This is a genomic window from Pauljensenia sp. 20925_1_27, assembly GCF_041432835.1.
In the GTDB taxonomy this organism is placed as follows: domain Bacteria; phylum Actinomycetota; class Actinomycetes; order Actinomycetales; family Actinomycetaceae; genus Pauljensenia.
Window position 1 is genome coordinate 229,927 of the sequence record NZ_JAPWAH010000001.1, and the last position, 13,330, is coordinate 243,256.

Below are 13,330 nucleotides of genomic sequence, written 5' to 3' on the forward strand. Positions count from 1 at the left end.
CCCCGCTACGCGACCCAGCGACCAGAACGGTCGAAGGTGTAGGCCGTGCCATCGATGACGACGCGCCCGGTCGCCATGGCGCCCGACGCCTGGCAGAAGTACCAGCTATCGCCATCCTTCACCCATCCGATCGCCATCTGGCCGGACTCGGTCAGGTAGTACCAGTGACCGCCCACGGCAGCCCAACCGGTGGCCATCGTGCCGTTACCGTTCAGGTAGTACCAGGCGCCGCCCAGGTTCACCCAGCCGGTGGCCATCGAGCCGCTTCCGTTCAGGTAGTACCAGATGTTGCCGTCCTTGAGCCAGCCGGTGGCCATGGCCCCGGTATCGGGATCCAGGTAGTACCAGGAGCCGCCCACGGCAGCCCAGCCGGTCGCCATCGCGCCGGACGGGGCGTAGTAGCGCCATGCGCCATCCTCGACCTGCCAGCCGGTCTTCATCCAGCCGCTGGCATCGAAGGAGTAGGTCACGCCACCGCGCACAACTCGCTCACCCGCGGGGTAGGTTCCGTCCGCATAGCGCAGCCACCAGCGGCCGTCCCCCGAGGCGACCCACTGGGCAGTCTCCGGGTCCGGCGTCGGGTTAGCGTTGGGGTCAACGCGGTCACCCGTCGCCTGCGTGAAGACGGCAACCGTGCGAGCCGGGACCGTCACAGAACCCGTCTTCGCGTCGAAGGACGAGTCCTTGACGACCGCGTCAGAGCCATTCGCCTGAGCGTCATGCAGCTTGAAGACGCGCCCGGCCAGGCCATCAACAGCCGTCGTCATGGTCTTATCCGTCGCGTTGAACACGACGAGCGCACCGTCGAGCGCCGCGTCAACGTCGCTGCCCGCCCCGGCCTCGTCGTTGATGAGCATGACGATCGTGCCGTCCACGGCCCCCTCACCCGAGTTCGGGAAGGACACCTTGGAACGAATCAGATCGGCGCTGCCCAGCGTAAACAGGCGCGAGGACGAGCGCACGCGCAGGAAGTCCATCGCGATCTCCGAGGAGGTGTCGATCTGCTCGGGGCTCGGCTTCAGATCGGGGTTCTCCAGCAGCGGACGCATGTGATCCCAGGCCGCGCCGTTCTTTGACTTCACGGGCAGGCCGTGGCCAAAACCGTTGTCGTGCATGGTCCAGTCGATCGCGTTGTAGTAATCACCGGAGTTGAAGGAGTCGCGGTCCAGGGACTTCGAGCGCAGCATCTCCGTGCCCGACGCCCAGAAGGAGGGCGACTGCGACAGGGCCACGGAGGCCTGGCTGATCAGCGACATGCGCACGCGGTTCTCCATGGGAGCATCCGCCGGCATCTTGTAGGTGACCAGGTCGAAGAGCGTCTCGTTGTCGTGAGCATCCACATAGTTGACGTTTTCGGCAGGCTGGGAGGCAAACCCTGCTCCCTGGCCGTTGTAGTCCAGCTGGGCACCCGAGACCGTCTTTCCGTCGTAGGTGGTCAGCGTGTAGTCCTTGAGATTGCCCGCAAGTCCGAGCTTCACGAGATCCACGCGGTGCAGGTAGTCGGCGCGACGCTCCGCCTCCGAGCGGGTATCGAGGCCGTTGAAGTCCGAGAACGCGCCCGAACCAAAGCCCTGGAAGACGCGGTGATCCTCATCGAAGGGACCGCCGCCATGCACGGCGTCACGCAGACGGTCGTTGAACGCGCCGATGCCCGTGCCGTCCAGCTGGCCCTGCGTGGCCTGGGTGAACAGCGCGTTATTCGCGACCTCACCGAAGTTCCAGCCCTCGCCGTAGATGTACAGGCGCGAACCATCCACGCCGTCCTTCTCGAGCGTCAGGGACTTCAGGGCTTCCTTCGCGCGCTTCATCTCGGCCGCCGGGTGGTGACCCATCAGGTCAAAGCGGAAGCCATCGACGTGGTAGTACTTCGCCCAGTGGATCATCGAGTCGATCATGAGGTGCTCGCTCATCGCGTTTTCGGTCGCGACGTTCGAGCAGCAGGTCGAGGTCTCCACACCGCCGGAGGCGTTGAGGCGCTGGTAGTAGCCGGGCACTACTCGGTCGAGGATGGAGCTGGCCGACTGACCCGCCGCAGGCGTGTGGTTGTAGACCTGGTCGAGGACCACCTGCATGCCGATCGAGTGCAGCCCGCCCACCATGGAGCGGAACTCGCGCACGCGCGCGCCACCGTTTTGATGCGAGGACGTCGCGTAGGAGCCCTCGGGAGCCATCCAGTGCAGCGGGTCGTAACCCCAGTTGTAGGCATCCTGGTCCGCCACTGCACTCACGGCTGCCTGCTGTTCCTCGGAGGCCGGGCCGGCATCCTCGGGGATTGCAGGCGTCTTCTGGTCGGCGCGCTTCTCGGGGATCGTCGCGATGTCGAAGGTGGGCAGCAGGTGCACCGTGTTCATGCCGGCGCGGGCCAGCTCGTCCAGGTGACGCATACCGTTGGACTCGAACTGAGTGAACGCCATGTAGGTGCCGCGCATGTACTCGGGCACCGAGGTGTCGGCAGCGGAGAAGTCGCGCACGTGCAGCTCGTAGATCGAGCGCTGCGCATCGTCCGCAATGACGGGTGCCTTCGAGTTTTTCCACACGGCGGGTGCGATCGAGGGGTTGTTCATGTTGACCGCGACCGAGCGGGTCGAGTCGACGGTCAGGCTCACCGAGTAGGGGTCGGTGACGAGGTTCTTCTCCACCTTGCCTGTTTCGGGCACGTAGACGGTGACCTCCCACAGGTACTGGGCGCCCTCGTGGATCTCGCCCGCAGCGTTGTCCACGCTCCAACGCCCATCGTCGCCACGCACCGCTTCGGTGCGCAGGCCATCGCCTGGGATATCAGCGTCGGATCCGCTCGGCGTCGAGGTGTTCCACGACACCAGCGCGACGCTCTTCGCCGTAGGAGCCCACAGGGCGAACGTCGGGTTGCCCGCCTCGTTCCAATTCACGCCGTACGAGGCCTGGGTGGCCGCCTCCGCGTACAGGGAGTCGAGCACGGGAGCGATCTGCACGCCAGTGAAGGCGTTGATACTCTCCCCCGACTTCTGGGCGACCGCGATCTGACCGGTGAGGGCCTCGCGTGCCATGGCCTCGTCGATGGGGGCCTTCAGCGCGATGTAGCCGTTGAGATTGGGATGCGCCGTCGTCACCTCAGCGGGCAGATCGCCAGCCACACTCAGGGCGGTCGTCGTGGCCCCAGTGACCGCGCCGTCCGACAGACCTGCGCCGCCCTCGGGGGCGGTCACCAGCTCGTAGGACAGAGCCGCGGAGCCGTCCAGCACCTGCGCGCGCGTGACGCCCTCGGGGAGCAGGGAGGTCGGCCACGCGAGGGTATTCGCGCTCACCCAGTACGCACGCTGCTCGCCGTTGCCTGCGACCGGGGCGTCAGCGCTGGCGATAGCAACCTTGTGCGTCGAGGAATCGTAGGTGAAGGTCACGAGCTTGTTCGCTTTCGTTGCAAACTGATAGTTGGCGCCGCCGACGGCGCCGTCCTGCCCGTAATTCTCGTTGTCGGATCCGCCGATGGCAACCTTGAACTCGTAGTCACCCTCAGGCAACGCGGTGGTGGAATACGTGTACGTGCCATCGCCTACCGGCTCCAACAGAGGCGCCAAGCACTGAGCCTGCCAGTTTTCCGAACAGCCGAGCGACTTCTGGAAGGTACCGGGCAGCGTCACCGTCTGATCGGTCGCCGTGTTCCACACGCGGTGCGTCGCCCGGTCGTAATAGAAGGTCACAGACGTCGTTTCATTGAGCGTGTAGGAGATGTTCGCTCCCCCCGCAGCTCCGCCGGCTCCGAAGGCTGTATCCCAGGAGCCGCCCTCAGCGACCTTGTACTGGTAGTCTCCGGCCGGCAGCGTGAACGTCGCGCTATAGACGCCGGTCGCGTCACGCGTGAGCGCCGCCTTGGCACAGTCTGGCGCCCAATCGGCGTCGCATCCCATCGCCTTGTTATGGCTGCCGGGGATTGTCACCAGCACATCCGCGCTCGCTTGCGCACCTCCCGCATCGGCGGTAGATGCCACACTGCCCTGGTTTGACGTATCCGTGTCAGGGGCAGCCCACGTGGCTGGCACAACACCCCCCATCACAGCGATTGCAGCGCCAACGCCCAGCGTTCGGCGCAGCGTCGTCCTGTTGAGTCGGTATGTCACGACAGACTCCCTCGTCTAAAAGCGGTCCCCTCCCATGGGGGCTGCTTCTAGGTTAGACACACTGCAACGGCTCCGAAACTTTTCTGCAAAGGACAAGGTAAAACGCGGACCGTGTGGTTAACAAAAAACCTCGCCACCGTGATAGTGACGAGGTTGTTGGTACCCCCAGCCGGATTTGAACCGGCGTTAACGCCGTGAGAGGGCGTCGTCCTAGGCCGCTAGACGATGGGGGCTTTGATTCACTGATGAACCGTACCCCCAGCCGGATTTGAACCGGCGTTAACGCCGTGAGAGGGCGTCGTCCTAGGCCGCTAGACGATGGGGGCCTTCACTGAAACTTTCGCTTCAGATCGCTGGGGTACCAGGACTCGAACCTAGAATGGCTGAACCAGAATCAGCTGTGTTGCCAATTACACCATACCCCATTGGGTATCACCCGCTTCGTTTTCACGTCGCTGGCGACAGGAGATAACTGTAGCGGACCGAGGCCCTCATGCCAAATCGAAGGCCAGTGGTCCCGATCACCCATGTATCACTCCCCCTCGGCCGAGCCTCCTCCGCGCGCGACGAAGCCCCGGCCTCGTCCCAGAAAAAGGGAACGAGGCCGGGGCCGAGCGCAGCGATCAGGCCAGAGAAGCGCGCAGGGAGCGCAGGCGAGCCAGCGAGGACTCGCGGCCCAGGATCTCCATGGACTCGAACAGCGGCGGGGAGACCTGGCGGCCGGTCACAGCGACGCGCAGAGGCCCAAACGCCAGGCGGGGCTTCACGCCCATCTCGTCGACGATGCGGGCGCGCAGCGCCTCCTCCAGGGAGGTGGTCGTGAACTCGCCGAGGCCCTCGACGGTCTCGATGGCGGCGTCCAGGACGTCCACGGCGTTGTCCTTCAGCTTGGAAACGGCCTTCTCGTCCATCTCCAGCGCATCGTCGGCGACGAAGAGGAAGCCGAGCATGCCCGAGGCCTCACCCAGGACCTGGATGCGCGTCTGGATCAGCGGGGCGGCCTCAGTGAGGATCTCCCGCTCACGATCGTTCAGCGCCTCGAAGGAGTCAGCCGACACCAGCTCGTCGCGATGCAGGAAGGGCACCAGGCGACCGCGGAAGTCCTCGCGATCCAGCAGACGAATATGCTCGGCGTTAATGGCGATGGCCTTCTTCTGATCGAAGCGCGCCGGGTTCGGGTTCACGTCCGAGATGTCAAAGGCCTGGGCCATCTCCTCCATGGAGAAAATGTCGCGGTCCGGAGCAATCGACCAGCCCAGGAGGGCCAGGTAGTTGTTGAACCCCTCGGGGATCATGCCGGCAGCCTTGTGCAGCAGCAGGTTCGACTCGGGGTCGCGCTTGGAGAGCTTCTTGTTCCCCTCACCCATAACGTAGGGCAGGTGACCGAAGCGCGGCATGAACTTCGCAACGCCGATCGCCTCGAGCGCGCGGTACAGGACGATCTGGCGGGGCGTCGAGGAGAGCAGGTCCTCACCGCGCAGCACGTGGGTGATCTCCATGAGCGCGTCATCGATGGGATTGACCAGCGTGTAGAGCGGGTGACCGTTGGCGCGCACGATGACGTAGTCCGGCACGGAACCGGCCTTGAAGGTGATCTCGCCGCGGATCAGGTCCGTGAACGTGATGTCCTCGTCGGGCATGCGCAGGCGCAGGACGGGCTGGCGGCCCTCGGCGCGGTAGGCGGCGATCTGCTCCTCCGTCAGATTGCGGTCGAAGCCGTCGTAGCCGAGCTTCGGGTCCTCACCCTTGGCGCGGTGGCGCTCCTCGATCTCCTCGGGGGTCGAGTACGACTCGTAGGCGTAACCGGCCTCGAGCAGGCGGGCGGCCACGTCACGGTAGATATCCATGCGCTCGCTCTGGCGGTAGGGGCCGTGCGGGCCGCCCTTACCGATACCCTCATCCCAGTCGAGCCCCAGCCACTGCAGGGACTCGATGATCTGGTCGAAGGACTCCTGGGAGTCGCGGGCGGCATCCGTGTCTTCGATGCGGAAGACGAAGGTTCCTCCCGTGTGGCGGGCGTAGGCCCAGTTGAACAGGCACGTACGGACCATGCCGACGTGAGGGGTTCCAGTGGGCGAGGGGCAAAAGCGGACGCGAACGTCGGCGCCGGTGGCAGTTGTTTCACTCATGATTCCTCCATCCTACTCCAGCGGTGGCTGTTGCATTTGCTTGATGGGTGGGCGCGCTGCGACGCGTGGTGGGACCGCGGATACCCTGGTTGCATCACCGGGATAGGCGCGCGCCGCATCCACCGACTCTTTCAGGAGGACACCGTGTCCGTTCGACTCTTTTCCGACTCCCACCTCTACCGCACCGGTTCCCTGAAATGGACCGGCATCACGACCGCGAGCGGGGAACCGACGATCGGCGCGTGGGTGGCGGAAATGGACTTCGGGACGGCACCGGAGGTCGCCGATGCAATGAAGGGCGCGATTGACGACGGTCTGCTCGGGTACCAGCCGACCTGGCTGGAGCCGCGCCTGGCTGGGGCGACCGCCGAGTTCCAGAAGCGTCGCTTCGGCTGGGAGGTGGACGCCTCGCACGTGCGTCTCACGGCCTCGGTCCTGCCCGCGCTCGAGGCGACGATCGATCACCTGGTGCGCCCGGGCGCCCCGATCATCGTGCCAACGCCCGCCTACATGCCGTTCCTGACGATTCCGGGCAAGTTCGACCGCCCCGTCATCGAGGTTCCCTCGCTGCGCGGCACGCGCGCCGGGGGCCACGGGTGGGCGCTCGACCTGGAGGGGATCCGCGCCGGGCTCGAGGCCGGGGCCGGCCTGGTCATCCTGTGCAACCCGTGGAACCCGGTTGGCCGCGTCCTGCGCGAGGACGAGCTGCGCGCCCTGCACGACGTGGTTGCCGACTACGACGCCCTCGTGTTCTCCGACGAGATCCACTCTTCCCTGGTGTTGGATGAGTCGATTCCCTTCGTGTCCTACGCTTCTCTCGGCGCCTCGTTTGCCTCCCACACGGTGACCGCGACCGCCGCGTCGAAGGGCTGGAACATCGCGGGCCTGCCTTCCGCGCAGGTCATCCTGCCCGACGAGGCGCTGCGGCAGCGCTGGGACGTGTTCGCCGCCGACGTGCGCCACGACGCCAACGTTATCGGCACGCTCGGAGCGATCGCCGCCTACGAGCACGGCGACGCCTGGCAGCGCGAGGTCAAGGACCTGATCCGCTCGAACGTGGACCTGGTCGAGCGCGCCCTGGCCGACACCCCGATCGACTTCGTGCGCCCCGAGGGCACGTACCTGACCTGGTGGGGCTTCGAAGGCGTCGACCTGGGACCCCTCTCCCCCGCCGCGACGCTGCGCGAGCGCGCCCGCATCGCCGCCAACGAGGGGCGCACCCTGGGCACCGACTACGCCTCGTGGGCGCGCATCAACCTGGCGTGCGCCCCCGACGTGGCCTCGCGGATCGTGGAGCGTGTCCTCGGCCTGCTCTGATCGGTTGTCACGGGCATTTGCCCCCACCGTCGGCCAACATTCCCAAGTCCTCGGCCCGTTCTCTACCGTTGTTAGAGGCATGAGATACGCAGCATTCCTGGGTTTGTTCCCGAGCGTTATCCTGATCATGGCCGACTGGTAGTTCTGCGGGTGTGAGGCTTGGTGTTCATTGCTGTCGTGCGGGGCTTATCGGTGTTGGACTTCCTCACGACCGAAGGATTCAACCCGATCGGGAGGATTCAACCCGATCTGGAGGATTCAACCCGATCTGGAGGATTCAACCCGATCAGAAGGGGTTGAATCTTACCGATCGGGTGTAACACCTCATCGGCAACAAGTGGCATTTCGGATGTCAGGTACGCGCTTCTTCGTGCCGTGCGTGTCATTCCGTCCATCGCCTGCAGAAGTGCACTCAGTGCGGAGGCGTCACGCCGCCCATTCGGGCCACGCGCAGGTTATCGGGCCCACGTGCGTAAGAGAGAGAACACACACCCGCCGGCGGAGCGCGATGGAAACCTTTGAGCACAACAACTTCGCATGCAATTCGATCGCGCAGCCGTTCAACAGCCTCTACAAACGTTGCAATTCCAAGGTTGCTATCTGGTCATGCGACAGCACCCCGGGGGAATTGCATGCGAAATTGAGGCCGCCCCGGCTAGCTTCCACAGCTCTGTTGGAGACTTGGCCTTGTGCGCGCCGCCGACGACGATCCCACCAGCAACGACAATCACCGGACCTTCACAAGCGTTCGCTCATCCCTCTTCCTACATCAACGAGGCCGTGGCCGGGAACGGTGGACACCCACCTCCCGGCCACGGCCTCGTCTGTGCCGGCACGTTCAGGCGCTCAGGGCCGCCTCGATGCCTGCGAGGACGGTCTGGCGAGCGGCGGAGGCCGCCTCGACGACGGCGGTCGGATCCGTGGGGGCGTCGGCGAACGACAGGTCGGAGACGACCGACATTCCGGCGACGCGCACGCCCAGGGCATGCAGCGTGATGGCCTCCATGACGGTTGACATGCCCACGCAATCCACGCCGAGGCCGGCGAGAATGCGGCTCTCTGCCATGGTCTGATACTCGGGGCCTCGCAGGATCGCGTACGTTCCCTCGCGTTGGCACACCCCGCGCAGCGCATCCGTCATCTGCGCATCCCACACGGCCGACACGTCCAAGAACAGCGGCCCGTCGAAGGGCGAGGCACCGCTGACGTTCACATGGTCGGTGATCGCCATGACGTCACCGAGATCCCAGTCTTTCAGGCACCCGTTCGCGTTCGTGAGAACCGCGCGGCTAATACCGGCGGCCACAGCTGCACGGGCCAGGGCAGTGACGGGACGAGGCCCCAGCCCCTCGTAGAGGTGCGTGCGGCCCGTGGCCACGAGGACCACTCCCCCGCGCGTCTCGTAGGCGCGAAGCTCGCCGCCGTGACCGTCCGCGACCGGCGCGACGACGCCGGGGATGTCACCCAGGGCAACGGTGGCGACGGGCGCGCCCCAGGCCTCGTCGAGGGCCTCGGCCAGGCCCGAACCAAGCACGACGAGCGCATCCGGGCGTCCCGCAAGGGAGGTGAGGACGCGACCGCCGACCACAGCCTCGTCGTCCAAGAGAGCCTGAGTGAAGCGCGGGTCGACGCTCACTGCTCGCCCTCGTCCGCGCCCTCGGCGTAGGTGCGCGAGGGCAGCTTCTCCTGCGCGCGCACGCGGCCCGCGCTGGTCGCCCAGTAGCCGACGAAGCCGACGACCATCGCCAGGAGGATACCGATGTTGGCGCCCGCCCAGTCACCCTCGCGGCCACCCAGGGGGCCGAGGAGGTAGCCCTGCCAGGACAGCCAGGAAGCGCTCGCGTTGACGACGAGGCCCCATCCCACGAGCGAGCCGACGATCAGAGAGGCGACGGCACCCCAGTTCACCGAGCCGTAGCGACCCGAGGGAGTGAAGAGCGAGGGCTCGTCGTAGTCCTTGCGACGCAGCGCGATATCCGCCAGCATGACGCCGCCCCACGCGGCGATGACGACGCCCAGGGTCGTGAGGAACGCCGTGAAGGGCGTGAGGAAAGAGTCCGCAAAGAACACGACGACAATCGTTCCGACCGTCATGATCGTGCCATCGATAGCCGTGGCAACGGGGCGCGAGACGGGCACGCCCGTGGCCAGCAGCGACAGGCCCGAGGAATAGATGTCCATGACGATGCCGCCAATCAGGCCCAGGATCGCAACCAGAGCAAAGGGCACGAGGAACCAGGTGGGCAACAGCGTCGTGAGCGCGCCAATCGGATCATTACCGATCGCCTCAGAGAGGGACTCATCGGCCGAGCCAACCAGGAGGATGCCGAAGAAGACGAGGACGACCGTGGGAAGCGCCGCGCCCAGCGTCGTCCAGCCGACCACGCCCCGCGTCGAGGCAGCGCGCGGCAGGTAGCGCGAGTAATCCGCAGCCGCATTGATCCAGCCGAAGCCGAAGCCCACGAGGAGCATGCAGCCCGCGCCGAGCACCGCGGTCAGGGGGGCCGACGGACGCGAGGAGAGGACCGCGAAGTCAATCGTGGGAGCGACCAAAACCAGGTAAATGATCGTCAGGGCTGCGGTGGCCCAGGTGATCCACGTCTGAACCTTCATGATCGCCTCGAAGCCGAGGATGCCCGAGCCGGCCGCCAGGACGACGACGAGGATCAGCGCGATGATCTGGGCGACGACGTGATTCTTGAAGCCGAGCGCTCCCATGACCGTGGCCGTGGCCTGGACGGCCATGATCGCCAGGAAGGTCTCCCAGCCCACCGTCAGGATCCACGAGATCGCCGCGGAAATCCGGTTGCCGTTGAAGCCGAAGGCCGCGCGCGACAGGACCAGCGTCGGGGCAGAGCCGCGCTTGCCGGCGATGGCGATAAGGCCACACACGACGAACGAGAGCGCGACGCCCACGACGGACACGACGATCGCCTGGGCGAGGGAGAGTCCGAAGCCGAGGACCCATGAGCCCCACGAGATGCCCAGGACCGAGATATTCGCCGCGAACCACGGCATGAACAGGTCAGAGGGTTTTCCCTTGCGTTCGGATTCGGGGATGACGTCCAGGCCGGCCATTTCGACGGCCAGAGCGCCCGATGACTGGGGTTCGCTCACGGTGTGCTCCTATGCGACGGAGATATTGTCAGAACGACGTAATCCTATCACACAGGTCACACGATTAGGCTCGGACGACAGGATTCGTCAGGCGCCCGATCCCCTCGATCTCAATCTCCACGCGGTCGCCAGCCTGAACGAGGCCTGCACCCGCAGGCGCGCCAGTGGCGATCACGTCGCCGGGTAGCAGCGTCATCTGGTGGGACACGTAGGAGACCAGCTCGAAGGGGTTCCAGATCATGTGCGCCGTCGTGCTGTCCTGAGCGATCTCGCCGTTCAGGTAGGAGCGGATCGACAGATTGGTAACATCCAGGGCGGGGTCGACCGTGATCCACGGGCCCAGCGGGCACGCCGAGTCGAAGGACTTACCGCGAGACCAGGGGCCGCCCGTCATCGCATCGCGGGCGGTCGCATCGTTGGCGATCGTGTAACCGAGAATCACCTGCGGCGCGTCCGAGGCGCTCACGTCCTTAGCCAGAGACTTGATGACAATCGCGAGCTCACCCTCGAAGGCGACCTTGTTCGACCAGGCGGGGATCGCGATCGGATCATCAGGGCCCACGACCGAGGTGTTGGCCTTCAGGAAGATCGGCGGCTCGGGGCGTTCATCGGCCGGAATCGGGGTGTCCGAGTAGTTATCGCCGATACCGACGACCTTCGAGCGCGGGATCACCGGGGAGAGCAGGCGGACCTCGTCCAGCTCGTAGATCTGGCCGGAGGGTTCCACGGGCGAGAACAGCGGGTCGCCCTTGAGCCCCACGATCCTCGTCGAGCCCTCCTCGAGGGCACCGTAGACCGGGTTCGTACCATCGGAAAAACGTGCGATTCTCATGCCGGTAGCCTAACGCAGCCGCGCGAGCGTTGCGCCGAGCAGCGCCGACATACACGACGCCGGGTGCGCGAGGCACGACATGTGCCCGGCGCACCCGGCGAGGTGGTCGGCAGCTATTACTTCTTCTTGTGCTTGGGACGCTTCCAGACGCTGCCGGGAACGTCGCCGGGCAGCAGCGGGTTCTTCTCGCCCACGAAGACGGGTTCCTCGATGCCGCCTCGACGCTGCGTCTCGTAGTCGCGCAGCGCGCCGAGCACCCAGCGGGCCAGGAAGACCAGGGCGACCAGGTTCGTGATCGTCATGACCGCCATCGCGATGTCGACGGCGTTCCACACGACGTCCAGGGTCAGCAGCGCGCCGATCGTCGCAGAGAGCACGCACACGACGCGCACGGTCCAGCTCGCCCAGCGGGCATCCCCGAAGACGAAGGACATGTTCGTGTCGGAGTAGACGTAGGCCGCGATGATTGAGGAGTAGGCCAGGACGAAGATGAGGATCGCCATGGGGACGATCGTCCACGCGCCCAGCTCGTGGGCGACGGCCAGGGTCGTCAGGTTCGAGGGGTTCACGTCCGCGCTGCCCCACACCTTGTCGCCTGCGATGAGGATGACGAAGGCGGTCGCGGTGCACACGACGATGGTGTCGATGAAGACGCCCAGGGACTGGATGAGGCCCTGGCGCACCGGGTGGGACACGGTCGCGGTCGCGGCGGCGTTGGGAGCGGTACCCTGGCCGGCCTCGTTGGAGAAGAGGCCGCGCTTGGTGCCGTTGACCATCGCGGCGATGATGCCGCCGCCCAGGCCGCCGACGGTGGCGTCCACGGAGAAGGCCGAGGTGAAGATCTGGCCCAGCACGGTGCCGAACTGCGTGATGTTCATGAGGCAGACGATGGCGACCATAATGACGTAGACGGTCGCCATGATGGGGGCCATCCACTCGGTGACGCGGGCGACGGTGCGGATGCCGCCGAAGATGACCATCGCGGAGAAGACGAAGATGAGGCCGGCGACCGTGAGCTGGGCGGCGGAGAAGCCGCCCGCGCCGGGCAGGGGCTGCTTGGCGGCCTCCCCGAAGGCGCTCGTGAGCGTGCCCGCGATCGCGTTGGACTGCACGGACGTGATGACGACGCCGCAGGTCACGACGGTAATGACGGCGAAGATGTTGGCCAGGACGCGGTTCTTCATGCCGCGCTTGATGTAGTAGGCCGGGCCGCCGCGGAAGGAACCATCGGAGTGCTTCACCTTGAAGATCTGGGCCAGCGTCGCCTCGAAGAACGCGGTCGCCATGCCGACCAGGGCCACGACCCACATCCAGAAGATCGCGCCTGGACCGCCGAACATGAGCGCCGCGGCCACGCCGAAGACGTTGCCGATACCCACGCGCGCGGCCAGCGAGATCGCGAAGGCCTGGAACGAGGAGATGCCGCCGTCGGCTCCCTTGCGCGATCCGAGAACCGTGCGCACCATCTCCGGGAAGAGACGCAGCTGCACGGCGCGGGAGACGACCGTCAGGACGAGGCCCACGCCGATCAGGATAAAGATCGTCAAGTGCATCGTGATCCAGTCAGCGATGTGCTGCTCGATCTGGGCAATGTGTTCCACAGGAGCCTCCCGGGGTGTCTATCGACGAGGCCATGGTTGCGTCGCGGGGCCTCGCGCGCTTCGCGGGACGCACCCGCGCGTTGTAATGGGACCCGTTCATCTTGCCACAGGGCTTCGTACCCGGCAGGCGACGTCTCGCCACGTGCACGGCCACGCGTCTCCGCCTGACTGGCCCAGGCCTCGTCGATGAGCTGCGGGAAGGGCCCGGCGGTGCGGGGACGCAGACGTGGGCGCACTCTG

General features: G+C 65.9%; 7 protein-coding genes and 3 tRNA genes. 1 reads left to right on the top strand and 9 read right to left on the bottom strand.

All coding sequences use genetic code 11. The features are described 5' to 3' along the window. Positions 1-5: 5 nt before the first annotated feature. The 5 genes from pulA to gltX form a co-directional block, all read right to left on the bottom strand. On the bottom strand, positions 6-4,094 hold the full coding sequence (gene pulA / locus O3684_RS01060) for a pullulanase-type alpha-1,6-glucosidase (RefSeq protein ID WP_500064432.1): 4,089 nt from the start codon (positions 4,092-4,094) through the stop codon (positions 6-8). 157 nt (positions 4,095-4,251) lie between these two features. Then, a tRNA-Glu gene (locus O3684_RS01065) sits at positions 4,252-4,327 on the bottom strand. Between the two features lie 20 nt (positions 4,328-4,347). After that, a tRNA-Glu gene (locus tag O3684_RS01070) sits at positions 4,348-4,420 on the bottom strand. Between the two features lie 27 nt (positions 4,421-4,447). Continuing rightward, a tRNA-Gln gene (locus O3684_RS01075) sits at positions 4,448-4,519 on the bottom strand. A gap of 198 nt (positions 4,520-4,717) precedes the next feature. Further along, positions 4,718-6,223, bottom strand: a complete 1,506-nt coding sequence (gene gltX / locus O3684_RS01080) for a glutamate--tRNA ligase (protein WP_500064434.1) — start codon at positions 6,221-6,223, stop codon at positions 4,718-4,720. A gap of 144 nt (positions 6,224-6,367) precedes the next feature. On the opposite strand from gltX, the gene O3684_RS01085 reads away from it, so the two are divergent. Further along, positions 6,368-7,540, top strand: coding sequence for a MalY/PatB family protein (locus O3684_RS01085; RefSeq protein WP_500064436.1), 1,173 nt, complete (start codon positions 6,368-6,370; stop codon positions 7,538-7,540). 838 nt (positions 7,541-8,378) lie between these two features. On the opposite strand, the gene O3684_RS01090 is transcribed toward O3684_RS01085, so the two are convergent. The 4 genes from O3684_RS01090 to O3684_RS01105 all read right to left on the bottom strand — a co-directional run bounded on the left by O3684_RS01090 (position 8,379) and on the right by O3684_RS01105 (position 13,090). Then, positions 8,379-9,176 carry a purine-nucleoside phosphorylase gene (locus tag O3684_RS01090; RefSeq protein ID WP_500064437.1) on the bottom strand — a complete coding sequence of 266 codons (798 nt, stop codon included), beginning with the start codon at positions 9,174-9,176 and terminating at the stop codon, positions 8,379-8,381. Then, positions 9,173-10,618, bottom strand: coding sequence for a purine-cytosine permease family protein (locus O3684_RS01095; RefSeq protein ID WP_500064568.1), 1,446 nt, complete (start codon positions 10,616-10,618; stop codon positions 9,173-9,175). Before O3684_RS01095 ends, O3684_RS01090 begins: the two co-directional genes overlap by 4 nt. A gap of 103 nt (positions 10,619-10,721) precedes the next feature. Then, the gene (locus O3684_RS01100; protein WP_500064438.1) at positions 10,722-11,489 is read right to left on the bottom strand and encodes a fumarylacetoacetate hydrolase family protein; all 768 of its coding nucleotides are present in this window, start codon (positions 11,487-11,489) and stop codon (positions 10,722-10,724) included. A 116-nt stretch (positions 11,490-11,605) separates the two neighbouring features. After that, positions 11,606-13,090 (bottom strand): alanine/glycine:cation symporter family protein, encoded by a 1,485-nt coding sequence (locus O3684_RS01105; protein ID WP_500064440.1) that lies wholly within the window; start codon positions 13,088-13,090, stop codon positions 11,606-11,608. Positions 13,091-13,330: the final 240 nt, after the last annotated feature.

Coding starts and splice junctions, on each gene's coding strand:
- gltX (WP_500064434.1), bottom strand. CDS start 6,223: ATGAGTGAAACAACTGCCACCGGCGCCGACGTTCGCGTCCGCTTTTGC.
- O3684_RS01095 (WP_500064568.1), bottom strand. CDS start 10,618: ATGGCCGGCCTGGACGTCATCCCCGAATCCGAACGCAAGGGAAAACCC.
- O3684_RS01100 (WP_500064438.1), bottom strand. CDS start 11,489: ATGAGAATCGCACGTTTTTCCGATGGTACGAACCCGGTCTACGGTGCC.